Raw genomic sequence first — 24,602 nt, 5'->3', positions numbered from 1 at the left:
CCGGGCGGGTCTACCGGTGCGGGATCCCGCTGGTCATGCCGCCGTCGACCACGATCTCCTGGCCGGTGATCCAGGCCGACGCCTCGCTCGCGAGGAAGAGGACCGTCCCGGCCAGGTCGGCGGGCACGCCCGGGCGGCCGAGCGGGATGATCAGCGCCTCCGGGTCGATCCGCGTGCTCATCTCGGTCAGCACCAGGCCGGGGTGCACCGAGTTGACCCGGATCCCGGCGGGGCCGAGCTCGACGGCGAGCGACTTGGTCAGACCCCGCACCGCGAACTTCGAGGCGGTGTACCCGTGCAGGCTGCGGCTGCCGCGCAGCCCCTCGACCGAGGAGACGTTGATGATCGAGCCGCGCCCGGCGGCCTTCATCGCGGGCACCACGGCCCGGCAGCCCAGGAACACGCCCGTGGCGTTGACCGCCATGACGGTGTTCCACTTGGCGAGCGTGAAGTGCTCGATCGGGGCGGCGTTCGCGATGCCCGCGTTGTTGACCAGCACGTCCACGCCGCCGAGCTCGTCGACCATCTTGCCCACGACGCGTTCCCAGGCGTCCTCGTCGGTGACGTCCAGGTGCGCGAACCGGGCCCGCTCCCCCAGCCCGTCGGCCAGCGCCCGGCCCTCGGCCTCCAGCACGTCGGTGATCACGACGTGCGCCCCGGCGTCGTACAGGGTCCGCACGTACGCCGCGCCGATCCCCCGGGCCGCGCCGGTCACCAGGGCCACGCGGCCGCTCAGGTCGTGCAGGCGCGCCGCCTGCTCGCCGGTCATGCGCCCGCCCCCTCGTCCGCGCCGGCGCCGGCGCCGACCACGGCGTCGTCGGCCACCCTGATCACGAGCCGCCCCGTCGTCGCGCCGCCCGCGAGCCTCGCCACGGCGGCGGGCGCCTGGTCGAACCCGACCACGTCGCCCAGCACCGGCCGCAGCACGCCGTCGGCGGCGAGCCGCTCCAGCTCGGCGTGCGCCGCGTCCACCAGGTCGGGGCGACGCTGCTGGTAGAGGGCCCAGTGCAGGCCGAGCACCGCGTAGTTCTTCACCAGCACGAGGTCGGGCCGGACCGTCGGCGTCCGCCCGCTGGCGAACCCGACCACCACGAGCCGGCCCTCGAACGCCAGGCAGCGCGTGGAGCGCTCGAACGAGTCGCCGCCCACCGGGTCGAACACCACGTCCACGCCCGGGCGGCGCAGCGCACCCACCCAGTCGTCGTCGCGTAGGAACACCTCGTCCGCGCCCGCGGCGCGGGCCGCCGCCACCTTCCGGTCGCTGCCCACCACCCCGACCACGCGTGCTCCGGCGGCCTTGCCGAGCTGGCACACGGCCGTGCCCACGCCGCCCGCGGCGGCGTGCACCAGCAGCGTCTCGCCCGCCCGCAGCCCGGCCCGCCGGTGCAGCCCGAACCACGCCGTCTGGTACGCGATCGTCAGCGCGGCAGCCTGCGCGTCGTCCAGCGCCGACGGCGCCGGGTGCACCGCCTGCACCGGCACCGTCGCGTACTGCGCCAGCACCCCGATCTTCGAGCCGACCACGCGGTCGCCCACCCGCACGCGCTCCCCCTCGGCCACGCCGGGGCCGAGCGCGACGACGTCGCCGCACAGCTCGATGCCGGGGACGAACGGCAGCTCGGGCCGCTCCTGGTACTCGCCGCGGGCCAGCAGCACGTCGGGAAAGTTCACCGCGACCGCCCGGACCCGCACCAGCACCTCGCCCGGGCCGGGTTCCGGCACCGGGAGGTCGTGCAGCTCCATCACCTGCTCGGGCTCCCCGTGGGAGACCACGCGCCACGCCTTCGTCGCCGTGGGTGGGTTCACGCGTCATTCCTTCCGTGTGCTCGCGTCGCCGGTGCGGATGCTGCGCAGGAACATCTCGGTGAGCTGCGCCGCGACCTCGGCGGTGGTCTCGGGGCCCGTCAGCGAGTACCACTGGGGCAGGTAGTGCACGTCGGAGAAGAAGTGCGCGATGAGCACCGCGGTGGGCACGTCGTCGCGGAACACCCCTTCCTGGATGCCGCGCTCGAGGAGCGCGGCGAAGTCGTCGTGGTAGGCCCGGCGCCTGCGCTTGACCTCCGCCTGGCGCTCGGGCGCGAGCATGTGCTGGCTGCGGGTGAACACGGTGCCCTCGGCCATCAGCTCGATCGAGGTGGTCACCACGTCCTCGCACACGGCCCGCAGCACCTGCTCGACGCCGTCGCCCCGCTCGGCGCCCGCCGCCACGAGCTGGTCGAGGCGCGCCTTCTGCAGCGACAGCATCCGCTCGTAGATCGCGAAGAGCAGGTCGTCCTTGGAGGTGAAGTAGTGGTACATCGCGCCTTTGGTGACGCCGGCGGCGGCGACCACCTGCTGCACGCTGGTGGTGGCGTACCCCTGGCTGGAGAAGAGGTCGAGGGCGGCCCGCAGCACCTGCTCGCGGACGTTCGTGGTGCGCATGGCCACATCCTTCACCGTCCCCGCCGCCACGGCCGCGCGGCTCACCAGGCCGCCCGCACGCTCGCGCCGCCGTCGACCAGGAGGGTCTGGCCCGTGATCCACGCGGCGTCGTCGGACAGGAGGAAGGCGGCAGGGCCGGCCACGTCGTCGGGCTCGCCGAGCCGGCCCAGCGGGTAGCCGCGGGCGGCCTCCTCCTCGCGACCCTCGTACAGGGCGCGCGCCAGCCGGGTCCGGACCACCGCCGGTGCGAGCGCGTTGACCCGGGTCGCGGGGGCGAGCTCGTCGGCGAGCTGGACCGTCAGGTTGACCAGGGCGGCCTTCGAGACACCGTAGAAGCCGATGTTCGGCGCCGACACCGTCCCCGCGAGCGACGCCATGTTGACCACGGAGCGGAGCCCGCCCGCAGGCCCGGCCGCCGCGACCGCCGCGCGCGTCCACTCCAGCGCGGCGATCACGTTCACCTCCAGGATCTTGCGGGCCACACCCGCGTCCAGGCCGGCCAGCGGCCCCCAGGCGGGGTTGATCCCGGCGTTGTTCACGAGGTGGTCCAACCGCCCGAAGCGTTCGGTGGTCCGCGCGACGACGTCGGCGCGGTGGGCGGCGTCGTCCGCCTTGCCGGGCACGCCGAGCGCGCGGTCCGCGCCGAGCCCGGTCACCGCCTCCGCCAGGGCGCCGGCGGTCCGGCCGGTGATCACCACGCGGCCGCCCTCGGCCACCACACGGCGGGCGACCGCGAGGCCGATCCCACGGCTCGCGCCCGTGACGAGCACGACCCTGCCGTCGAACCTGCCCCTGAACGTGCCGTCCTCGGCGACGTCGTCGTCTGCCACAGCGCCCTCCATACCGGCCGGTCGGTTTGTGCGAGGACCGTAGCATGCCCCCGCGCCCGGCGATAGAGTGCGACGCATCAGGTCGAGTGTCCCGAATGCATCGTTCTGCATTTTGTTGCACGGCCCCCTCCGTCGCGGTTGGATGAGTGGATGACGACAACGACGCCGAGCGTCGCGACCGTCGGGCTGGACGCCGCGCCGAGCCGGTTGTCGGCCCGCCTGGGCACGCGCCCCGAGGCGCAGCGGGTGCTCGACATCGCCCGCGACACCTTCATCGAGGGCTATCGCATCGACATGGCCCCGCTGGCCGCGCGCCTCGGCGTCGACCGCACGTCGGTGTTCCGCTGGGTCGGCAACCGGGACGCGCTGCTGAGCGAGGTGCTGTGGTCGCTCGCGGTGCCCACGCTCGTGCAGGCCGACCGCGCCACCGAGCACCTCACCGGTGCGGAACGGCTCGCGGACCTGCTGACCACGTTCGCCCGAGACCTCATCGAGGCGGACTACTTCCGCGCCTTCCTGCGCCGCGAGCCGGCCCGCTCCCTGCGCCTGCTCACCACCGCCGACAGCCCCATCCAGCGGCGCTTCGTCGCCACGGTCGAGTGGCTCGTGGTGCGCGACCTGGGCGAGGCGCCGTTCGACGGCACCATCACGCCCGAGGAGCTGGCCTACCTGCTGGTACGCGTGTCGGAGTCCCTGACCTACGCAGACCTCATCACCGGCGACGAACCGAGCCCGGCCCGCGCCCGCACGGCGTTCCGCCACCTCCTGCGGGTGGCCCAGACCTCCTGAGACCGGTTCAGCAGGCCCGCGGCCGGTGGGTGAGGTGTCGTTGGCAGGTGAGCAGGGGATTCGGCAGAGTGAGGGCATGGACTTCACTCGCCCCTATCCCCCGGACCCGTACACACTCTTGCCCGCACCCGCGACCTTCACGCTGACGAGCGCCGACCTCACCGACGGCGAGCGCATGCCGGACGCGCACGCGGCGCACGACCAGAACGTCTCGCCCGCGCTGGAGTGGAGCGGGTTCCCCGAGGGCACCCGGTCGTTCGTGGTCACCTGCTACGACCCGGACGCCCCGACGCCGATGGGCTACCAGCACTGGACGGTCGTGGACCTCCCGGCGGACGTGACGTCGCTGCCCACCGGCGCCGGCGCACCCGACGGCTCGGGCCTGCCCGCGGGCGCGTTCCACACGCACAGCGACGGTCACACGCCCGGTTTCGAGGGGGCCGGCCCGCCGCCCGGGGACCACCCGCACCGGTACATCTTCGCCGTGCACGCCCTGGACGTCGCACCCGGCGAGCTGGGCCTGGGCCCGGACAACAGCAACGCGCAGGTGGCGTTCAACGTGTACTTCCACCTGCTGGGCCGCGCCACGCTGACGGCGACGTACAGCCGATGAGCCGGCACGCCACCCTGCCCACCCTGGGCGACCTCGCCTGGGCGCCCGCGCTCGACCACCCGGAGCTGCTCGCCGACCCTGTGCGCGCGGCGCTGACCGCCTGGGCCGCCGCCGACCCGCGCGTCGCGGGCCAGGTCGCCGTCACGGAGATCGACCCCGAGCACGCCGACACGGCCACCCTCAACGAGCTGCACGACCTGCCGCCGGAGGCGTCGGCCAACTGCGTGCTCGTGGCCGGCAAGCGCGGCGAGGAGGAGCGGATCGCGGCGTGCGTGGTGCCGGCCAGCACGTTCGCCGACGTCAACAAGCGCGTGCGCAAGCTGCTGGACGTGCGCAAGGCGTCGTTCCTGCCGACGGACCGCGCCGTGGCCGACTCCGGCATGGAGTACGGCGGCATCACGCCCGTCGGCCTGCCCGGGAGCTACCGCGTGCTCGTCGACGCACGCTTCGCGCAGGACGGCACCATGGCCCTGATGGGCTCGGGCGTGCGCCGGTCCAAGCTCCTCATGCCGGGGCCGCTGCTGTGCGCCATGCCCGGCGTGGAGGTGACCGAGGACCTGGGCGTGCTGCGCTGACCGCACGGAGCCGGCAGACCCCCGCACGCCCGGCGTGCTGCCCTGGGACGCCACCCGGGGCAGCACGGTGTCAACGGGCGGGGCGTCACCGCAGCAGCGACCGGCGGCGCGGGTCGGTCACCTCGCGCCGGAGCTGCTCCTGCCGGTCCTGCCAGCCCTTGAACTTCTCCTGCGCCTCCAGCTCCGAGGCGCTGGGCGCGACGCCGATCACCAGGAGCAGCAGGATCGTGCTGATGGTGACGCCGATGATGAGCGGCCCGAGCAGCGCGGACACGGACACGCCGCCGTCGGCCACGACCATGCCGCCCCGGACCACCTCGGCGCGCATGGCCGCCATGCCCGTGTAGTGCATGCCGGACACCGCGATCCCCATGATGAGCGTGGCCCCGATGCCCGCGGCCATCGTGTGCACCTTGGCCGACAGCCAGAGCCCTGCGGTGGCCGCGACGATGCCGACCAGCACCGACACGGCGACGGTCACGAGGTCGTAGGTGACCTCGACGCCGACGTGCAGGGCGCGCATGCCGAGGTAGTGCATGGCGGAGATCCCCAGGCCGGTGACGGTGCCGCCCGCGAGGAGCGCGCCGATGCCGACGCCCGCCGCGCGGACGATGAACAGGCCGAGCCCCACGACGGCGACGGCCAGCACGCCGCTGGCGATCGTCAGGGGCACGTCGAACCGGGTCTCGGTACCGCGGATGTGGAACCCGAGCATCGCGACGAAGTGCATGACCCAGATGCCCGTGCCGCCGATGGAGACGGCACCGAGGGCGAGCCAGCCCGTGCTGGCGGCACCCCGGGAGACCCGGGCACGGGCCGTGCAGGTCAGACCGACGGCGCACCCGGCGCACGACAGCAGGAACGACAGGACCGGTGTGACCCAGCCCAGCGCGAAGTGGTCGATCATGTGGGGCTCTCCAGCGAGTGGGGACAAGGCAGAGCGCGCCGGACGGAGCCGTCCCGGCGTCTGAGGACCTGCCGGAACGTCACCCGGGCAGAGACCATGCACAGTAAATAGGCCGAATATGACGCAATGCACCCTTTGTACTGGGTGAACTTCCCGCGCGAGCGGGTGATCTTCCGGCGCTCGACGTGCGCTCGCGCGCCGACCGGGGATGTGACCCGTGTCGCATTCTCGAACCGTTGCGAAGGGGTGGCGAACTTAGGTTAGGCTCACCGTCGTGACCACCAAGACCGGGGGGCTCGACACCAGGCCCTCGCGCATGTTCGACGTCGAGGTCGCGCGTGTGACGCGCCTGTGCCCGTCCTTCGTCCGGATCACCTTCCGGGGCCAGGACCTCGACAAGTTCGCGGACAACGGCCGCGACCAGCGCATCAAGCTCCTGCTCCCGTCGCCGCGGGGCGGCTGGGACGGCCTGCGCCGCGACGACCCCGACTGGTACGCCGCCTGGCGCTCGCTCCCGGACGAGGAGCGCAACCCGATGCGCACCTACACGGTGCGCACGGTGCGGCAGAACCTGCGCGAGGTCGACGTCGACGTCGTGATGCACGGTGACACCGGCCCCGCCTCGCGCTGGGCGCTGAACGCGACCGCCGGTGACCCGCTGGTCATCATGGGCCCCAACGCCGAGTACGACGGCATCCACGGCGGCGTCGAGTTCGCCCCGCCGTCGACCAGCCACGCGCTGCTCCTGGCCGGCGACGAGACCGCCGTGCCCGCCATCGCCGCCATCTGCGAGTCCCTGCCCGCCGACGCCGTGGGCGAGGTCTTCCTGGAGGTGCCGCACCCCGAGGACGGCTGGGACCTCGCCGCGCCCGAGGGCGTGCGCGTGCACTGGCTGGCCCGCGACGGACAGGAGCACGGCGACGTGCTGGTCCCGGCCGTGCAGGACGCCGCCGACCGCCTGCTCGCGATGGGCGTGCGCCCGTCGGCGTCCGACACGACGCCGGCCCTCACCGCCGCCGGGCTCGACCTCTCGGGCGAGGCGGACGACGTCGACATCGACGCCGGGATCCTCTGGGAGGTGCCCGTCGACGGCACCGGCCAGCCCCTGGTGCAGGAGACCGTGCTGTACGCGTGGCTCGCCGGCGAGGCGGGCGTCATCAAGTCGCTGCGCCGCTACCTGGTCAACGAGTGCCAGGTGGACCGCAAGTCGGTCGCGTTCATGGGCTACTGGCGCAAGGGCCGCGCCGAGAACTGACCCCGCGCGCCGCGCCGCCTACTCGGCGGCGTGGCCCGGTACCCGCGTCGCCCAGGCGGCCACCGCCACCGCGGAGGCCACGTTCAGCGAGTCCACTCCCCCGGACATCGGGATCCGGACCGTCAGGTCGCAGCCGGCGATCGTGCTGGGCTTCAGCCCGTCCCCCTCGGTGCCGAGCACCATGGCCAGCTTCGCGGGCGGGTCCGCCACCAGGTCGTCCAGCGAGACGGAGTCGTCCTCGAGGGCCAGGGCGGCCACGGTGAAGCCGTGCTCGTGCAGCACGTCGATCCCGCCCGGCCACGGGTCGATCCGCGTCCAGGGCACCTGGAACACGGTGCCCATGGAGACGCGCACCGCGCGGCGGTAGAGGGGGTCCGCGCAGCTCGGGGTGAACAGCACCGCGTCCACGCCGAGCGCCGCGCAGGCGCGCATGGCCGCGCCGACGTTCGTGTGGTCCACGATGTCCTCCAGGATCACCACCCGCCGTGCCCCCGCCAGCAGGTCCCGCACGTCCGGCAGCGTCGGCCGGTGCATCGCGGCCAGCGCGCCACGGTGCAGGTGGAAGCCCGTGATCTCCTTCAGCACGGGCTCCTCCGCGACGTAGACGGGCACACCGGGAGCGATCACGTCGGCCATCGAGTCCAGCCACTTCGGCGCCATGAGGTAGGAGCGGGGCCGGTGGCCGGCGGCCACCGCCCGACGGATCACCGTCGAGCTCTCCGCGATGTACAGGCCCTTGGCCGGCTCGTGCCGGGAGCGCAGGACGACGTCCGTGAGGCGGTTGTAGTCGGCGAGCCGCTCGTCGGCGGGGTCGTCCACGTGGACGACGTCGGGGGTGGTCACCGGCTCATTCTCCCTGCACCGGGGCCCGTCCTGGAACTCGGGTTCCACGGCGCGCCGCACCGGGACGCCGTTATCGTCCCGTTATCTCTCACAGCGAAATCCTCTCGGCTTCCCACAACGGCCCAAGATTCCATATGCTCCGGGCAAGGAAAGTTCGTCTCACTCAAGAGGAGAGTTGCGATGAGAACTACCCGGACTCCCCGGTCGTCCCGCGCACGCCGCAGCAAGGACACCGTTCCGCATCCCGCGCTACCTCCGTCCTACGCTGCGATGATCGAGCGCACGCCGTCGCTGGACGAGGCGCAGCTCGAGTCCCTCCTCGAGCGGGCGGTCGCCGGCGCCGACGCCGCACGCACCCTCGAGTCCACCGCGGTCTCCCCCAGCCTCCGCACACAGCTCGAAGCGCGGGTCAAGGACGGGCAATACGCAAAGGAGCGTCTCGTCCTCGCCCACCTCCGCCTCGTACCGGCGATCGCGAGCTCGTACTCGGGCCGCATGCCGTTCATGGACCTGGTCCAGGAGGGCAACGTCGGCCTGGTCCGCGCCGCCGACTCCTACGACCCCGCGCACGGCACGTTCGCCGCCTACGCCCACCGCTGGGTACGCCGCTCGATCGTCCGCGCGGTCGCCGCGGCCGAGCAGGCCTCTCCCGCGAGCCAGGCCGGCCCCACCCCCGAGCAGACCATGCTGCGCCGCCGCATCCGGCAGGCCGTCGCCCACCTCGACAGCGTCGAGGCCCGTGTGCTGGAGATGCGCTTCGGGCTCCTGGACGGCACCACGCGCACCCTCGACGAGATCGGCCGCCGCCTCGGTGTGACCAAGGAGCACGTGGCGCAGATCCTCGAGCGGGCGCTGGCCCGCCTGCGCGACGTCGTCACCCCCGCACCGCTGGCCGCGTGACCGCCGGCTGGGCTCCCGACGGCCCAGCCGGCGTCAGCCATGCCCGTGTCGCCTGAGTCTGCGGTTCCGCTCCGGGCGAGTGCCTCGTGCCTCGGCCCTCACCCTGCGCTTCACCTCCGACTCAGCCGAGAGATCACCTCGTCCAGCGCCTCGTGGTACGCCCACGACGACTGGTAGCCCGAATGGGCGGCCACGGCGAAGAGATAGGCCGACCGGTCCATCTCCTCGGCCCCGCGGTCCGTCTCGTTCTCCCCGTACCCCACCACCGGGAAGCCCAGGAAGTCGGTGCGCCGCCACAGGTTCACCCACGCGGGCTTCGCACCGCAGGTCAGCAGGGACATCAGCGTGACCTGTTCCCCCGAGCCGGGCTCGGGGCGTCCCGGCGTCAACGGCGCCGCCGGGTCCGCCCCGGGTCCGGAACCCAGTACCTGACCGCCCCACGGGTCCGCCGACCAGGCCGGACCGGTGCACGGCGGCGTGCCGGTCGTCGTCGGACCCAGGAGGTCCGGGAAGAACCGGCCGAAGAAGGGGCGCAGCTGCGTGCCGTAGGTGAGCAGGCCGATCCGGCCGTCCACGAGACCCGGCACCGGGTTGCCCGCACGGATCAGCACGACCGCCGCGGCCAGCACGGCGCCCATCGAGTGCGCCGACAGCACCACGCGCCGCGTCGGGGCCACGCGGGCGCGCTCGGCGTCGTCGGTGAGGTCGGCACCCGCGAGCCAGGCGTCGACGCGCGAGCGCACCTCGGGCACGACCCGCTCGGCGTAGCTCGGCGGTCCGAACGGGTGCGCGCTGCGGGGCAGGAAGCACAGCAGGTCCCACAGCAGGCCCCAGGGACGGGACGGTCCGCCGCCCGCGGCGCCCGCCATCGCGCTGACCACCAGCGTCGCGGCGAGCACCCCCAGGGCCGGCACCGCCAGGCCGGACAGCCAGAGCGGGATCTGGACGCTGCCCGTGTCGTCGTGCTGGGCGATCAGCGGGATGTGCGCCACGACGGCCGCCACGTAGGCGGCCGCCGCCAGCGCGCCCACGGCGAGCTCCGCCCGGTGCGACATGGCCGCGACCTGCCGGCCGCGCAGCACGCGCTCCAGCACGGGGCTGGGGCCGCCGTCGGGGTCGGGGGCGTCGGCCACGGCGCGCCAGGCGGGCGCCGCCGGGCCGTACGGCGGCCCGGACGTGCGCGGCGCGGCGGGGATCCACAGGGGCCGCGAGCGCAGCACGTCCATCACGTACGGTCCGGCGAGCGCCACGACCAGCAGCACCAGGAACACGAGCGCGATCACCACGGACGCGGTGCCGAACTCGGTGTAGACGGGCGGCACCCGGACGAGGTCGGGGTCGGGCACCCGGCGGACCACACCGACCAGGCCCTCCCCGAGCGGCTCGGGCGCGGCGGGCTCGCCGGTGCGCAGGAACCACTGCACACCGAGCACCAGCAGGCTGGAGTACACGGCGGCGGCCGCCGCCGACACGAGCAGGAAGACGCCCGGGCCTGCGCCGTTCCAGCCCTCGTGGACGCGGCGGCGCAGGAGCATCGCGACCAGGACCACGACGGCCGGGCTCAGCACGGCGAGCATGGCGAGGCCCACGAGAAGGTGCCGCAGCGGGGCGCCCGGCTCGGTGACCAGCACCACCGCCACGCAGAGGGTGGCCACGACCGGGACCAGGGTCCACGCGGCGACGGCGCGGACGTGGCGCGCCGTGCGCCAGGCCAGGCCGGTGGCCGCGATGCCGAACAGGCCGACGCCCAGCAGCGCGGGCACGAGGTCCACGCCGATCAGGGCGGGCATGCGCGCCGGCTGCGGCCCGGCGAAGGCCGCCCAGCAGGCCAGCACCCAGACGAGCAGGCCGGCCGCGAACACCGCGAGGGCGGCCCGCCCCTTCCAGCGGGGTGCGTGCGCCTGGACCCCGTCGTCGTCGGTGCGCAGGGCCACCAGCGCGCACGCCCCTAGGATCACGACCAGGGCGGCCACGGGCAGACCGGGCATCGGCAGGCCGACGTCGGCGTACCGGGTCCAGGTGAGGAACTGGCCGGTGAGCGCGAGCGCCGCGCCCAGGTGCGCCCAGAGCAGGCCGGAGCCGGTGCGCTGCGACCAGAAGCCGGCCCGGTGCAGCGGCGGGCCGGACGGCGGGACGACTCCCCCGGCGCGCATCACCGAGAACTTCGACTCGAACCGGACCTGCCCGCCGTGGGCCACCAGCACCAGCACCGCGACCAGGAGCACCGGGACGAGCGACAGCAGGGCGAGGCGGTCGCCGACGTCCATCCGCGCCAGCCCGTACAGGACGTCCGGGATGCGGGCGCAGACGGGGACCACCGAGTCGGGGCCCGGCGTCGCCAGGCCCATGCAGCGCGTGCCGACCACGGACAGCGCGACGGTGGCCACCGCCGACACGAACAGGAGGGTGAGCCCGAGCGCGAAGAGCCGCGTCAGCGCGGCGGTCGCCTCGGGGACCAGCCTGCCCGACGGCGGACGGCCGGCGTCGGCGGGTGGCGTGGCCGCCGTGCCGCCGGCAGCGCCGGAGCCGGTGTCCGGCGCCGGGATGCGCCGCGCCCAGTACCCCGCGTTCGCCAGGCCGAACGGGACCATCGCGGCCCACATGAGCCGCACCGCGACGGTTCCCACCAGGCCCAGCACGCCGCCGAACGGGAGCCCGCCGAGGCGCGCCATCGCACCCCAGGAGTAGGCCTCGCGGCGCACGTCCGGGCGGATCGCGTGCACGTGCCCCGGCGGGAGCGCCTTGTCGCGGGCCTCGGCCTCGGGCCGCGGCGTCCAGAAGCTGCCGAGGCTGTCGCCGTCGGACTGGGTGACCTCGCCGCGCGGCAGGTCGAGCGAGCTGTGCGGTACGGCGTTCGCGATGCCGTGGATGCGCAGCTCGAGGACGGTCGCCCCGGAGGCACCGGGAGCAGGTGCCGGGCGTTCCTCGGGGTCACGTCCGGGGTCACGTCGGGGGTCGGGTCCGGGGCTGGTCGGAGTGCCGGGCGGCGCGCTGTCCATAGCGCACCAACGTAGAGCGGACGAACGGCGCCACGCGTGCCGCCACGCGCGCGCCGCCCGCATCCTGCGGGAATCCCGCACACACCCGGGCCGTGACGCCGTCAGGAACCGAACGTCGTCGCCAGCACGGCCGCCGCCAGGAGCACGTCGTAGACCACGCAGGCCTCGGCGTACCAGCGCCACACCACGGCGCCGGCCCGGTGGTGCAGGACGTCCCAGACGCCGTGCCCCACGAGCCCGGCCGCGAGCACCCAGGCCCCGGCGTCCTGTCCCGCGAGCGCGCCGGCCAGCAGGCTGACGCCCGCGAACACCGCGAGCCCCGCCGCCTGGAGCACCACCATCGACCGGCCGCGGACCCGGTTCCGCAGGACGCCCACGACGGGGTACACGAGCGCCATCGCCGCGACGAGCCAGGCCGGCACGTCACCCGCGCCGCCCGCGACCGTGCCCGCGAGCAGCAGCAGCGCCAGGAGCACCGGCCACCGCCGGGCGAGCCACGCGAGGTCGACGCCGTGCACGTGCTCGGTGTACTCGGCCGGCCGCAGCAGCATCGCCGCCGCCATCGCCGGCACCATCAGCACGTGGCCCCAGAGCATCAGGCCGCCCGCGCCGACGACGCCGGTCCAGAACAGCACCAGCAGCACCGCGAACGGCGCCGCCATCGCCGCGTTCATCTCCCCGACCGCCGCCCAGCCGTGCCGCCGGACCCGCATCCACACGGTCATCGCCACCACCATGTCCGCCACCATCACCACCGCGGCGACGTCGGGCCGGGCGAGCAGGGCCGCGACGCCCAGGGCCGCTCCCGCCACGTCCCAGGCCGGGGCGAGCAGCATCATCCCGAGCACCATGACCACGACCATCTCGGCCAGGTGCGCGAGGAACCGCAGGGTCCTGCGCGTCCGGGTGGCGGGTCGCGCACCGTGGTGCGTGCCGTGCGGTCCGGCGTGGGTCCGCGCCGGGGGTCCCCCGTGCACCGTGCCGGGCACGGGCGCGATCGTCGTCCGGTCCGTCTGCCGGGTCGTCGTCTGCGTCATCGTCGTCTCCTCGTCGTCCGGGGCGGCGTCGTTCGCCGCGCCGGTCTCCACGCTGTCCGGTCCCGCGGGCGCCCAGTAGTGCCGGACGGCACCCGCGGACGGGCATCTGTCACGACCTCGCATGACAGATGTCATCAAGACCCGCGCCGCCGCCCCGGCCGGGCACGGGCGCTGGCAGGATGGCGCCATGAGCACGGTCAGCGCACCCGCGGACGACGGCGCCGGCGGGCTCGCCGGTTTCCGCCGCAACGTCTGGTGGGCGCTGGCGGGCACCGTGGCGTGCGTGCTCGGCTTCGCCGTCGGCGACTGGGTGCTCGATCCCGGCGTCCACCCGGGCCTGCGCGCCGTCACCGGCCTGGCGACGGCGGCCACGATCGTGGCGTGCGCCGTGCTGCTCGGCCGGCGCATGCGGGACGAGCCGGCGTCGGCCGGCTGGCTGGTGACCGCGTGCGGCGCCGCGGTGCTCGCCGGCGCGGTGCCGCTCGCGGCCGGGAACTTCGGCATCTGGTCGATCGCGCCGGCCGCGACGATCGCCGTCCTGGTGATGTTCCTGCCGCCGCGGCGGGCGTGGCAGGCGCTGGCCGCGGCGCTGGTCGTGCTGCCGGCGGTCGGTGTGGCCACGGCCCTGGCCGCGGGCGAGCCGCACGTGGGGCACGCCGCGTGGATGCCCGCGCTGATGGTGGTGGCGTTCGGCCCGGCGATGCTCGGCATGCTGCGTGGCTGGCAGGTCGCGGCCCGGCTCGACGACGCCCGGCGCATGGCCGGCCGGCTCGCCGTGGCCGACGAGCGCCTCCGGTTCGCCGCCGACCTGCACGACATCCAGGGCCACCACCTCCAGGTCATCGCCCTGAAGAGCGAGCTGGCCGCACGGCTCGCCGAGGCCGACCCGGCCCGGGCCGCCGAGCAGATGCGCGAGGTCCAGCAGCTCGCCGGGGACGCCCTGCGCGAGACCCGCGCCCTGGTCCAGGGCTACCGGCGCACCACGCTGTCGGCCGAGATCAGCAACGCGTCCAGGGTGCTGACCGCCGCGGGCGTGACGGTCCGGACCGACGTCGACGCCGACCTCGCGGCCGCCCTGCCCGAGGCTCCGCGCGGGCTGCTCGGCCTGGTGGTGCGTGAGGCCACGACCAACCTGCTGCGGCACAGCCGCGCCACGCGCGCGGCGTTCGTCCTGCTCCCCGAGGACGCCGGGGCGCGCCTCGTCATCGACAACGACGGCGCGTCGCCCGGCGGGCCGTCCGCAGGCGACGGCACGGGCCTCGTCTCGCTCGCGGAACGTCTCGCCGCGGTGGGCGGGCGGCTGTCCTGGGCGGGCGAGGACGGCCGGTTCGTGGTCACCGCGACGGTGAGCGCATGATCCGCCTCCTGCTCGCCGACGACGAGGAGCTCCTGCGCGGGGCCCTGGGCGCCCTGCTCGACCTGGAGGACGACCTGCAGGTCGTGGCCGAGGCCGCCACCACGACGGACGCCGTGCGCCTCGCCGCCCGGCACCGGCCCGACGTCGCCGTGCTGGACCTGGAGATGCCGCCCACGGACGGTCTGCACGCGGCCGGGCAGATCCTGGCAGCCGCCGACGGCACGCCGCCGCGCATCGTCGTCGTCACGCGGCACGCCCGCCCCGCCGTCCTGCGCCGGGCGCTGGCCGCCGGGGTGAGCGGGTTCGTGCCCAAGTCCACGCCCGCGGCACGCCTCGCACAGATCGTGCGCGACGTCGCCGCCGGGCACCGGTACGTGGACCCGGAGATCGCGGCGTCCGCGCTCACCGAGAACGAGTGCCCGCTGACGGACCGCGAGCTGGAGGTGCTGCGTGCGGCCCGCGCCGGGGCTCAGGTCTCCGAGATCGCGGCCGCGGTACACCTCGCGCCCGGCACGGTGCGCAACTACCTGTCCTCCGCGATGGCCAAGCTGGGCGTCGCGACCCGGCACGCGGCCGCCCACCGCGCGTGGGAGGAGGGCTGGATCTGAGCGGTCTCAGCGGGCCTCGCGTGCACCGTCGACGTAGAACCAGCGCCCGCCGGTGCGGACGAAGCGGCTGGTCTCGTGCAGGCGGCCCCGGGTGCCGGTGGCCGGGTCGCGGTAGTGGGCGGTGAACTCGACCACGCCGGCCGTGTCGAAGGGACCGCCCCGCTCCGTGCGGTGGACGTCGAGGCGGCGCCACTCCTCGGCCCCCAGCCCGGCGCTGTCCGGCCGGGTCCCGGGTGCCCAGGTGGCCAGCAGGTAGGCCTCGTCCCCCACCGCGAAGGCGGAGTAGCGGGAACGCATCAACGCCTCGGCGGTCGGGGCGGTCGCGGCACCGGAGTGGTAGCGCCCGCAGCAGGCGCCGTAGGTGTCGCCGGAGAGGCAGGGGCAGCGGTCGTCGTCGTGCACGGGACGATCCTCGCACCCCGGCGCACCGGACGTCAGAACGTCATGGGCCAGTGGCCGTCGACCATGTCGTCGCGGCACTCGAGAAGATGCGGGACGCGCGAATACTCGCGCACCCAGCGCTTCATGGTGGGGTCGATGCTGTCGAGCACCTCGAGGATCAGGGCATGGTCGGCAGAGATGTCCCGCGCAAAGACAGGTTCATGATGCGCGACCCTGTTCCGCAGCATGCGGAGACGTTCGAGCTTCGTATGAAGCGCACGCCGAGTTCCGCGGAGATGCGGAAAAGCCGCCTCGATCGTCGTAACCCAGAGACGCTGGTGATAGCGGTTCGCAAGCAGTGCCACCCAGAATCCGAACGTGAGTTCTGCAACCACATGCCCTGGCGTGGCTCGCGCACCCTTCTCGCGATCGACGGACCGAACGGCTGCGTCGATCTTCCGACGTTCGAGCGTGTGGAGACTGATCGAGTTCCACCAGTCCTCCCGTCCTGTCGACGCGGACATCTGCGCATGCAGCGCATTTCGAAGACCGATCTCGAGAACATGGAACCCACCCCACAGCGCTCCGGAGACCGCGATGTTCCAGGTGTAGAGGCGCATTGCACCCACGTGGCTTCCACCGGCTCGCGTCAGATAGACGTGGTGGCGCCCGCTTCCGAGCAGGGGTGGGAGCGCCGGATCCTCGAGGAGGCTGAACTGTGGCACCGGTACGGCCGATCTGCTAGCGTCACGAATGTAAGCCCCGGACGACACCGCTTGACGGTGGCCGCGCCGGGGCAATTCCATTCTCCCCTAGAGATGCGGTGCACGCTCTGCGAGACGCCCCACTCGTAGCAGTCCATACGGCGCGCCCGGTCGATCACGCGAACGTCTCGTGCCCCAGCACCGCCAGCAGCCGCAGCTTCTCCTCCGCCTCGGTGCCCGGCGCCGGGGTCAGCACGAGGAGCGCCTGCGACTGGTCCTCGGTGAACAGCGCCTGGCAGTCCACGTCGATCCGGCCGAGCTCGGGGTGCACCAGCGTCTTGTGGTCCTCGAACCGGCGCGCCACCTCGTGCCGCTCCCAGATGCGGACGAACTCCTCGCTCTCCCGCAGGAGCGCCTGCAGCACCTCGTCGGCGAACGAGCCCGGACCCGCGGCGGCGTGCGCCGCCCGCAGGGAGGAGACCTGGCTGCGCCCCTGCTGCTCGTGGTGCTCGGGCGCGTACACGTTCCGGGACTCCGGTTCCATGAACCACCGGTACGCCGAGGCCCGGGCCAGGCCGCTCGCGGGCGGCTCGCCGAAGACCGCCTCCGCGAGCCGGTTCTGCACCAGCACCTCGCCCAGGCCGGACAGGATCAGGGCCGGCGAGTCCTCCAGCCGGTCCAGGACACGCAGCAGCGGGGGTGCCACGTGGGACTCGAGCGGCACGCGCCGGGGCACTCCGTGACCGGCGAGCCGGAACATGTAGTCGCGCTCCTCGGCGGTCAGGCGCAGGGCACGGGCCAGCGCGGCGAGCATCTGCTCGGACGGCTGCGGCCCGCGCTGCTGCTCCAGCCGCGCGTAGTAGTCCACGGACATCCCGGTCAGGGCCGCGACCTCCTCGCGGCGCAGCCCGGGTGCACGACGGCGCGGCCCGGGCACCAGGCCGACGTCGGACGGGCGCAGGGCCTCCCGGCGACGGCGGAGGAAGTCGGCGAGGGCGGGGCGGTTCATGTGCCTATCGTGCGCCAGGCGGGCCGCACGAACCAGGGACCGCCGGTCCCTGGTTCACCGGGTCTCTCCCGCCGCCGGGCGGGCCGGAGCACGGTGGTGGCATGAACATCACCGGAAACACCATCTTCGTCCCCGGCGGCACGCGCGGTATCGGGCTGGCTCTCGCCGTCCGGCTGCGGGACCGGGGCAACACCGTGATCGTCGGCGGCCGCAGCGCCTCGGCCCTGGACGCCCTGGCCGCCGAGCACGGCTTCGCCACCGTGCGGATCGACACGACGGACGCCGCGTCGATCGCGGCGGCGTCGGCCGAGGTGATCGAGCGGTTCCCCGACGTCAACGTGCTGGTGCCGATGGCCGGCATCATGCGCGCGGAGGACTGGCGCACCCCCGGCTTCCTCGCGGATGCCGAGGCCACGGTCGTCACCAACCTGCTGGGCCCGATCCGGCTGATCGCCGCGTTCACCGAGCACCTGCAGAGCCGCCCCGACGCGACCATCCTGACCGTGTCCTCGGGCCTGGCGCACGCCCCGCTGCGCGTGACCCCGACGTACAACGCGACCAAGGCGGCGGTGCACATGCTGTCGGAGTCGCTGCGGCTCCAGCTCGCCGGGACCAGCGTGTCCGTGGTGGAGCTGGTGCCGCCGTCGGTCCAGACCGAGCTCATGCCGGGGCAGGAGACCAACCCGCACGCCATGCCGCTGGACGAGTACATCGACGAGACGACCGCGCTCCTGGAGGCGCACCCGGACGCGCACGAGATCCAGGTCGAGCGGGTCAAGTTCCTCCGCTACGGCGAGGTCCGCGGCGACTACGACGAGGTCGTCTCGGCGCTGAACGCGACGGACCCGCACGCGGCGGCCTCCGCCTGAACCCGTCGAGACCCGGTGGTGGCGCCGAGATCTGGCCGCGCACCATCAGGTCTCGGCACCACCAGGTCTCGACGGTGGCGGACGCCGACGTCAGCGCGGCGGCAGGGTGACGGCCGCCGCGGACAGGCCCGGGGTCGCCAGCGTGAGGGGTGTCGTGCCGGCGTCCGGTGCCTCCACCTCGTAGTCGCCGAGAAAGCCCTCGACGCGGATCCGGCCCTCGGCGTCGGTGCGCAGCGTGGTGGGCGCAAGCCACCACTCCCCCTTGACCAGCTCGCGCAGCCGCGCGAAGGCCGGCTTGGGCGAACCGTCGGCACGCAGCAGGCCGCCGGGCGCGTTGAGCCACATCCCCCGGTCGGACAGCCCCCAGTAGGTGGTCGCCTCGACCGCCGGGTGGGACAGCAGCGTGCGGTGGTGCCGCTCGACCTCGTCGGCCTGCCGCTCCTCCCCCTCGGGCGTCGAGGGCCAGGACTCGACCTGCCAGTCGTTGAGGTCCTCGACGTGCGCGGGCATGACGTCGCCCGAGAGCAGCGTCGTCTCGGTGAGGTGGATCGGGATGTTGTACCGGGCGAACCGGTCGAGGATCTCCAGGGTCTTCTCCTCGCCCCAGTAGCCCTGGTGCATGTGGCTCTGCAGCCCGAGCCGGTCGATCCGGATCCCGGCCTCCAGCACGGCCTCGATCAGGCACTCGTACGCCGTCGACATGTCGAAGTCGTTGAGCAGCAGGGTCGCCCCCGGGTTCTCCGCGCGGGCCTCCTCGAACGCCATCCGGATCATCTCGACGCGCCCCCGGCGGCGCGCGAGCGGCGTGATCGCGTTCTCCTGCGCTGTGAACACGGGCATGATCACCACCTCGTTGATCGCGTCCCAGGTGTCGATCACACCGCGGAACGCCGCGACGTCGCGCCGGATGCGCTCCCGCTGGAGCCGCTCGACCTCGGCGTCGGGCAGCCCGAGCAGCCAGTCCGGCTGCACCGTGTGCCACACCAGCGGGTGCCCCTTGACGACGACGCCCCGCGCCGCGAACCACCGGGCCGCGCGGAGCAGCTGCTCGGTCCGGGGCGCCCCGCGCTCGGGCTCGAACGTGCCCCAGTAGAACGGGAGGGTGGTCTGGTTGAAGACGTCGAACCAGGCGTCGGCCAGGCGGCCGTCGTACTCCAGGTCCGGTGAGGTGCCGTTCGCCAGGTCCACCAGGTCGAACCCGATGCAGCCGAACAGGAACGCGTGCCGCGTCTGCCGCACGACGACGTCGTGATGGGCCAGCGGGGCGCCGTCCGGCCCGTGCAGGGTCACCGTGACGTCGGCGCGCCGGTGCGCCAGGGCCGGGTCGGGGGTGCGCCCGCCGTCGGGCGCGCTGAAGAGAGAGCTCACGCGGCGACCCTAGTGCCAGCCGCCAACGACCAAGCGGTCGCTGCCAGGACGGGGCTCGTCCTGGCAGCGACCGCATGGTCACCACGACTGCGCCACCCGCCTACGTGGCCGCCGGTTCCTCCACCACCGGGGCCGCGAACTGGCTCGCGTACAGCCGTGCGTAGGCGCCGTTCGCGGCGAGCAGGTCGTCGTGCGAACCCTGCTCCACGATGTCACCGTGCTCCATCACCAGGATCACGTCGGCGTCGCGGATCGTGGACAGCCGGTGCGCGATGACGAACGACGTGCGGTCCTTGCGCAACCGGTTCATCGCCTCCTGCACCAGCACCTCGGTGCGGGTGTCCACCGACGACGTCGCCTCGTCGAGCACGAGGATCGCCGGATCGGCCAGGAACGCGCGGGCGAGGGTGAGGAGCTGCTTCTCGCCCGCCGACACCGACGAGCCCTCCTCGTCCACGACGGTGTCGTACCCGTCGGGCAGCGTCCGCACGAACGGGTCCACGTGGGTGGCCTGCGTGGCGGCGAGGAACTTGTCCTCGTCGACCGAGGCGCCGTCGGGCACGCCGTACCGGAGGTTCTCCTCGATGGTGCCCTTGAACAGCCAGGTGTCCTGGAGCACCATCCCGATCGACGAGCGCAGGTCGTCGCGCGACATGTCGCGCGTGTCGACGCCGTCGAGCGTGATGCGGCCCCCGTCCACCTCGTAGAACCGCATGAGCAGGTTGACCAGCGTCGTCTTGCCGGCGCCCGTGGGGCCGACGATGGCGATGGTCTGCCCCGGCTCGGCCACCAGGTTGAGCCCGGTGATGAGCGGCTGGTCGGGCGTGTACGAGAACTGGACGTCCTCGAACGCGACCCGGCCGCGCACCGGCTCGACCTTCTGCGACTCGGCCGGGTCCGCCGACTGCTCCGGCGCGTCCAGCAGGTCGAACACCCGCTCCGCCGAGGCCACGCCGGACTGGAGCAGGTTCATCATCGAGGCCACCTGCGTGAGCGGCTGCGTGAACTGGCGCGAGTACTGGATGAACGCCTGCACGTCACCCAGCGACAGGGTGCCCGACGCGACCCGCAGGCCACCGATGACCGCCACGATCACGTAGTTCAGGTTCGCGAGGAACCCCATCGCGGGCTGGATGGTGCCCGAGATGAACTGCGCCTTGAAGCTGGAGGTGTACAGCGCACCGTTCTCCTTGGCGAACGCCTCGGCGGTGCTCTCCTGGTGCCCGTACACCTTCACCAGCGCGTGACCCGTGAACGACTCCTCGATGTGCGCGTTCAGCCGCCCGGTGGCCGCCCACTGCTCCACGAACTGCGGCTGGCTGCGCTTGGCGATCTGCGCCGTCAGGATCACCGACAGCGGCACCGTCACCAGCGCGACCAGGGCGAGGATCGGCGAGATCCAGAACATCATGAACAGCACGCCGATCACCGTCAGCACGGCGGTCACGAGCTGCGCGAGCGTCTGCGTGGTCGTCTGCGCCACGTTGTCGATGTCGTTGGTGACGCGCGACAGGATCTCGCCGCGCTGCTGCTTGTCCACGTAGGACAGCGGGATGCGGTGCAGCTTGGCCTCGACCTGGTCACGCAGCGTCCGCATGGTCCGCTGCACGACGCCGGTGGTGATCCGGGCCTGGAGCCAGCCGAACAGGAAGGCCCCGAGGTAGGCGGCGACGACCCAGCCGAGCGTCTGCATCAAGAGGGTGAAGTCGATGCCCTGGCCAGGGACGACGCCGACCACGCCCGTGAGCAGGTCGGCCATCTGGTCCTGGCCCGCGGCGCGCAGCCCGGCCTCCGCCTGCTCGACCGTCTGGTTCGCGGGAAGCTGCGCCCCCACGACACCCGCGAAGATCACGTTCGTCGCGTTACCCAGCAGCTTGGGCCCCAGCACGGTCAGCGCCACCGACCCGATACCCAGGATCATGAGCACCACGATGTTCAGGCGCTCCGGGCGCAGCGCCCCGGCGAACCGGCGCAGCGACCCCTTGAAGTTCATCGGCTTCTGGACGGGCATGCCCATCCCCATGCCCATCGGGCCGCCGCCACCCGGGCCGCGCCCGCCGGCGGGACCACGCCCGGGTGCCGCCGGAGCGGCCGTGGTGGTGCCGCCCTGCGGCTTCTCTTCCGCGCTCACGCCGCCTCCTCCTCTACCTTGCAAGACACCCGGTCGGCCCGCACGATCAGGGCTTCGCCATCGTTGATCATGCGGCCTCCTCCAAGCTCATCTGGGACGTCACGATCTCCTGGTACGTCTCGTTCTCGGCCAGCAGCTCCGCGTGCGTGCCCCGGCCGACGATGCGGCCGTGGTCGAGCACCAGGATCTGCTCGGCGTCCCGGATGGTCGCCACGCGCTGCGCGACGACGATCACCGTCGCCTCGCGGGTCTGCGGCCGCAGCGCGGCGCGCAGCCGGGCGTCGGTCGCGTAGTCGAGCGCGGAGAAGCTGTCGTCGAACAGATAGATCCGCGGCTGGCGGATCACCGCCCGCGCGATGGCGAGGCGCTGCCGCTGCCCGCCTGAGAAGGTGGCACCGCCCTGCGCCACGACCGACTCCAGCCCGTCCGGCAGGGCCTCGATGAAGTCGCGCGCCTGCGCCACCTCCAGCGCGGCCCACATCTCCTCCTCGGTGGCGTCCGGCTTGCCGTACCGCAGGTTGTCCGCCACCGTGCCGCTGAACAGGAACGCCTTCTGCGGCACCAGCCCCATGAGCGAGCCCAGGTCGCGCTGGGTCACGTCGCGCACGTCGATGCCGTCGACCCGCACGGCGCCGTCCGTCGCGTCGAACAGGCGCGGTACCAGGTTCAGCAGGGTCGACTTGCCGGACCCCGTCGAACCGATGATCGCCGTGGTCCGGCCCGGCTCCGCGGTGAAGGACAGGTCGTGCAGCACCGGCTCCTCGGCGCCCGGGTACCGGAACTCGACGTTCTCGAAGGTGACCTGACCGCGCGGGGCGGGCAGGGCGTCGTCGTCCTCCGTGGGGAAGAGCGCGACGGGGGCGTCCGGGTCGACCACGGACGAGCTGGTCTCCAGCACCTCCCCGATCCGGTCCGCCGCGACGGCGGCGCGCGGGATCATCATGAAGATCATCGTGGACATCATCACGGCCATGAGGATGTACATGAGGTAGCTGAGGAACGCCGTCAGGGAGCCGATCTGCATGCCCCCGGCCTCGATCTCGTGCGCACCGAACCACAGCACCGCCACCGAGGACATGTTCATGATGAGCATGACCACCGGGAACGTCAGCGCCATGAGCCGGCCCGCGCGCAGCGAGGTGTCGAACAGCTCCTCGTTCACCACGCCGAACCGCTCGGTCTCGCGGCGCTCGCGCACGAACGCACGCACCACCCGCAGGCCGGTGATCTGCTCGCGCAGCACGCTGTTGATGGCGTCGATGCGCTTCTGCATGCGGCGGAAGTGCGGCACCATGCGCCACACGATGACGCCGGCCGTGGCCGCCAGAACCGGCACGATGACCAGCAGGAGCCCCGACATCGTGACGTCCTCGGACAGCGCCAGGATCACGCCGCCCACCAGCATGATCGGCGCCATCACCATGATGGTGAACGTCATGAGCACCGTCATCTGCACCTGCTGCACGTCGTTGGTGCCGCGCGTGATGAGCGTGGGCGCACCGAACTTGGCCATCTCCCGCGCGGAGTAGGTCTGCACGGTGTGGAACAGGTCGCGCCGCAGGTCACGACCGAACGCCGTGGCCACCTGCGCACCAAAGTAGACGGCGACCACCGAGGCGGCCACCTGGCCCAGCGACACCAGCAGCATCCAGCCGCCGGTGCTCCAGATGTGGCCGATGTCGCCGAGCACGACACCCTGGTCGATGATGTCCGCGTTGAGGCTGGGCAGGTACAGGGCCGCGAGCGTCTGCACCAGCTGCAGCACGAGCACCGCGACCACCGCCCAGCGGTACGGGCCCAGATATCTCCGGGCGAGCGTGACTAGCATCAAGAGTTCCCTTCAGGGCTGGGGGTTGGAGAACCTGGTGCATCCGGTCCCGCAGTGGAGGCTGCACCGTCCACGGAGCGCGGGCCAGACTTTTTCGCGGGGCCGGCGAGCCCGTTGACGAGGGCGTCGGCCAGGACGTCGGCCGGCACCGCCGGCTGCAGGTGGTCGATCCGCAGGTGTGCGCCGGCGATGGCCGACTCGATCAGCGAGACCGCCACCTCGACGGGGACCCGCAGGCGGTGCGCGTCCGGGGCGAGGACGGCGGTGATGCCCTCGACGGTAGCCGCCCGCTGCCGGGTGCGCTGTTCCAGCAGCGTCTTGCGGTAGCTGAGCATCCGCTCGTGCTGGTCGGCGGCGGTGCCGGCACCCGTGTACGGCGGCCCCGGCGCGCCGGGCCGGTCGGGCGGAGAGCCCGGCGGCACAGGCCGACCCGGCGGCGGACCCGGCACGATCGGCGGCCCGTCGTCCGAGCCCGGCACGCCGGGGGCGAGCGGCCGGCCCGGCACCGCGCCCGGGATGAACGGCGGGCCGTCCGTCGAGCCCGGTACACCCGGCGTCACCGCCGCACCGGCCGGGGGCCCCGGCGGGCCCGGCGGCGCCCCGGGCGTCGGTGCCATGCTGCGCAGGACGGACATCCACCGCAGCACCTCCGCCACGCGATGGCGGCCGAGCTCGATGACGAGCTCCAGGCGCCGCTCGAGGGGTAGCCCCAGATCGATGCCGGTGAGCTCGGCGAGAGTCTCCTCGGGCTTGCCCGCCCGGGACAGGCCCTCGATCGCGACGGCACCCACCAGCGCCGTCTTGTCGCCGAACGCCCGGAACAGCGTGCCCTCCGCGACCCCGGCAGCCTGCGCCAGCTCGCGGGAGGTGACGTCGTGCCCCCGCTCGGCGACCAGCGGCAGCACCGCGTCGACGATGGCCGCCTTGCGGTCGTCGGGAGACATGCGGGATGCCCGAGGGCGCGCGTTCTGCATAGCAGGAACAGTAAATGAGTGAGCACTCACTCCGCAACTGGTTCGGCTCTGAGCAGATCAGACACGCCGAGAGCCCCTGCGGCACGTGGCACCAGGGGCTCTGGAAACGACTGCGAGGTCGTGGGGGTTGGGGCCCCGGCGGCCCCCCCCCCCCCGCGGGGGGGGGGGGGGCGCCGCCCCCCCCCGGGGGGGGGGGGGCCGCGC

23 protein-coding genes are annotated in these 24,602 nt (G+C 73.4%); 8 read left to right on the top strand and 15 right to left on the bottom strand.

From position 1 onward, the window contains the following. Window positions 1-10: 10 nt before the first annotated feature. Genes ACIBBF_RS15085 through ACIBBF_RS15070 form a run of 4 tightly spaced genes read right to left on the bottom strand, consistent with a single transcriptional unit; the run spans window position 11 to window position 3,251 of the window. Window positions 11-769: a glucose 1-dehydrogenase gene (locus ACIBBF_RS15085; protein WP_397414625.1), complete on the bottom strand. Its 759-nt coding sequence runs from the start codon at window positions 767-769 to the stop codon at window positions 11-13. Next, window positions 766-1,806, bottom strand: coding sequence for an NADPH:quinone oxidoreductase family protein (locus ACIBBF_RS15080; RefSeq protein WP_397414622.1), 1,041 nt, complete (start codon window positions 1,804-1,806; stop codon window positions 766-768). The genes ACIBBF_RS15085 and ACIBBF_RS15080 overlap by 4 nt, the downstream gene beginning before the upstream one ends. Before the next feature lie 3 nt (window positions 1,807-1,809). Beyond that, complete coding sequence (locus ACIBBF_RS15075; protein WP_397414620.1) at window positions 1,810-2,421, bottom strand: TetR/AcrR family transcriptional regulator; 612 nt, start codon at window positions 2,419-2,421, stop codon at window positions 1,810-1,812. A 41-nt stretch (window positions 2,422-2,462) separates the two neighbouring features. Then, a complete protein-coding gene (locus tag ACIBBF_RS15070) occupies window positions 2,463-3,251 on the bottom strand; it encodes an SDR family oxidoreductase (protein ID WP_397414618.1) in 789 nt (262 codons plus the stop codon). A 150-nt stretch (window positions 3,252-3,401) separates the two neighbouring features. On the opposite strand from ACIBBF_RS15070, the gene ACIBBF_RS15065 reads away from it, so the two are divergent. The 3 genes from ACIBBF_RS15065 to ACIBBF_RS15055 all read left to right on the top strand — a co-directional run bounded on the left by ACIBBF_RS15065 (window position 3,402) and on the right by ACIBBF_RS15055 (window position 5,228). After that, entirely contained in the window at window positions 3,402-4,040 is a 639-nt protein-coding gene (locus ACIBBF_RS15065) for a QsdR family transcriptional regulator (protein WP_397414616.1), read from the top strand. A gap of 76 nt (window positions 4,041-4,116) precedes the next feature. After that, window positions 4,117-4,653: a YbhB/YbcL family Raf kinase inhibitor-like protein gene (locus tag ACIBBF_RS15060; RefSeq protein WP_397414613.1), complete on the top strand. Its 537-nt coding sequence runs from the start codon at window positions 4,117-4,119 to the stop codon at window positions 4,651-4,653. Continuing rightward, window positions 4,650-5,228: a YbaK/EbsC family protein gene (locus tag ACIBBF_RS15055; RefSeq protein ID WP_397414611.1), complete on the top strand. Its 579-nt coding sequence runs from the start codon at window positions 4,650-4,652 to the stop codon at window positions 5,226-5,228. Before ACIBBF_RS15060 ends, ACIBBF_RS15055 begins: the two co-directional genes overlap by 4 nt. An 85-nt stretch (window positions 5,229-5,313) precedes the next feature. Here the strand turns inward: ACIBBF_RS15055 and ACIBBF_RS15050 are convergent, their stop codons facing one another. Next, window positions 5,314-6,135 (bottom strand): MHYT domain-containing protein, encoded by an 822-nt coding sequence (locus ACIBBF_RS15050; RefSeq protein WP_397414609.1) that lies wholly within the window; start codon window positions 6,133-6,135, stop codon window positions 5,314-5,316. 274 nt (window positions 6,136-6,409) lie between these two features. Here ACIBBF_RS15050 and ACIBBF_RS15045 point away from each other — a divergent pair, with 274 nt between their 5' ends. Further along, entirely contained in the window at window positions 6,410-7,390 is a 981-nt protein-coding gene (locus tag ACIBBF_RS15045; RefSeq protein ID WP_397414607.1) for a siderophore-interacting protein, read from the top strand. 18 nt (window positions 7,391-7,408) lie between these two features. Here ACIBBF_RS15045 and ACIBBF_RS15040 read toward each other — a convergent pair whose 3' ends face one another. Then, window positions 7,409-8,233 carry a TrmH family RNA methyltransferase gene (locus ACIBBF_RS15040; RefSeq protein WP_397414605.1) on the bottom strand — a complete coding sequence of 275 codons (825 nt, stop codon included), beginning with the start codon at window positions 8,231-8,233 and terminating at the stop codon, window positions 7,409-7,411. 270 nt (window positions 8,234-8,503) lie between these two features. Here ACIBBF_RS15040 and ACIBBF_RS15035 point away from each other — a divergent pair, with 270 nt between their 5' ends. After that, window positions 8,504-9,133, top strand: coding sequence for a sigma-70 family RNA polymerase sigma factor (locus ACIBBF_RS15035; RefSeq protein ID WP_397414603.1), 630 nt, complete (start codon window positions 8,504-8,506; stop codon window positions 9,131-9,133). A 110-nt stretch (window positions 9,134-9,243) separates the two neighbouring features. Here the strand turns inward: ACIBBF_RS15035 and ACIBBF_RS15030 are convergent, their stop codons facing one another. Together ACIBBF_RS15030 and ACIBBF_RS15025 are read right to left on the bottom strand one after the other, a co-directional pair. Next, on the bottom strand, window positions 9,244-12,132 hold the full coding sequence (locus ACIBBF_RS15030; RefSeq protein ID WP_397414601.1) for a hypothetical protein: 2,889 nt from the start codon (window positions 12,130-12,132) through the stop codon (window positions 9,244-9,246). Window positions 12,133-12,233: 101 nt separating this feature from the next. Continuing rightward, window positions 12,234-13,292 (bottom strand): hypothetical protein, encoded by a 1,059-nt coding sequence (locus tag ACIBBF_RS15025; protein ID WP_397414599.1) that lies wholly within the window; start codon window positions 13,290-13,292, stop codon window positions 12,234-12,236. Between the two features lie 64 nt (window positions 13,293-13,356). Here ACIBBF_RS15025 and ACIBBF_RS15020 point away from each other — a divergent pair, with 64 nt between their 5' ends. After that, entirely contained in the window at window positions 13,357-14,526 is a 1,170-nt protein-coding gene (locus ACIBBF_RS15020) for a sensor histidine kinase (protein WP_397414597.1), read from the top strand. Then, window positions 14,523-15,134 carry a DNA-binding response regulator gene (locus ACIBBF_RS15015; protein WP_397414595.1) on the top strand — a complete coding sequence of 204 codons (612 nt, stop codon included), beginning with the start codon at window positions 14,523-14,525 and terminating at the stop codon, window positions 15,132-15,134. Before ACIBBF_RS15020 ends, ACIBBF_RS15015 begins: the two co-directional genes overlap by 4 nt. Before the next feature lie 6 nt (window positions 15,135-15,140). Here the strand turns inward: ACIBBF_RS15015 and ACIBBF_RS15010 are convergent, their stop codons facing one another. From ACIBBF_RS15010 to ACIBBF_RS15000, 3 genes are all read right to left on the bottom strand, one after another. Next, window positions 15,141-15,536, bottom strand: coding sequence for a YchJ family protein (locus ACIBBF_RS15010; protein ID WP_397414593.1), 396 nt, complete (start codon window positions 15,534-15,536; stop codon window positions 15,141-15,143). Between the two features lie 32 nt (window positions 15,537-15,568). Beyond that, window positions 15,569-16,135: a hypothetical protein gene (locus tag ACIBBF_RS15005; protein ID WP_397414591.1), complete on the bottom strand. Its 567-nt coding sequence runs from the start codon at window positions 16,133-16,135 to the stop codon at window positions 15,569-15,571. Between the two features lie 259 nt (window positions 16,136-16,394). Further along, entirely contained in the window at window positions 16,395-17,228 is an 834-nt protein-coding gene (locus ACIBBF_RS15000; protein WP_397414588.1) for a helix-turn-helix transcriptional regulator, read from the bottom strand. A 101-nt stretch (window positions 17,229-17,329) separates the two neighbouring features. Between ACIBBF_RS15000 and ACIBBF_RS14995 the strand changes: the two genes are divergently transcribed. After that, on the top strand, window positions 17,330-18,097 hold the full coding sequence (locus ACIBBF_RS14995; protein ID WP_397414586.1) for an SDR family oxidoreductase: 768 nt from the start codon (window positions 17,330-17,332) through the stop codon (window positions 18,095-18,097). A 90-nt stretch (window positions 18,098-18,187) separates the two neighbouring features. Here the strand turns inward: ACIBBF_RS14995 and ACIBBF_RS14990 are convergent, their stop codons facing one another. The 4 genes from ACIBBF_RS14990 to ACIBBF_RS14975 form a co-directional block, all read right to left on the bottom strand. Beyond that, the gene (locus ACIBBF_RS14990; protein ID WP_397414584.1) at window positions 18,188-19,465 is read right to left on the bottom strand and encodes an endo-1,4-beta-xylanase; all 1,278 of its coding nucleotides are present in this window, start codon (window positions 19,463-19,465) and stop codon (window positions 18,188-18,190) included. Window positions 19,466-19,565: 100 nt separating this feature from the next. Then, window positions 19,566-21,596 (bottom strand): ABC transporter ATP-binding protein, encoded by a 2,031-nt coding sequence (locus ACIBBF_RS14985; protein WP_397414582.1) that lies wholly within the window; start codon window positions 21,594-21,596, stop codon window positions 19,566-19,568. Between the two features lie 67 nt (window positions 21,597-21,663). Further along, a complete protein-coding gene (locus tag ACIBBF_RS14980; RefSeq protein WP_397414580.1) occupies window positions 21,664-23,424 on the bottom strand; it encodes an ABC transporter ATP-binding protein in 1,761 nt (586 codons plus the stop codon). After that, a complete protein-coding gene (locus ACIBBF_RS14975; protein ID WP_397414578.1) occupies window positions 23,424-24,368 on the bottom strand; it encodes a TetR/AcrR family transcriptional regulator in 945 nt (314 codons plus the stop codon). The genes ACIBBF_RS14980 and ACIBBF_RS14975 overlap by 1 nt, the downstream gene beginning before the upstream one ends. Window positions 24,369-24,602 lie beyond the last annotated feature (234 nt).

The sequence above is a fragment of the Promicromonospora sp. NPDC050880 genome (genome assembly GCF_044456525.1).
Lineage (GTDB): Bacteria > Actinomycetota > Actinomycetes > Actinomycetales > Cellulomonadaceae > Promicromonospora.
The sequence above is the reverse complement of the archived record's forward strand: the minus strand, read 5'-3'. Positions and strand labels throughout refer to the sequence as shown.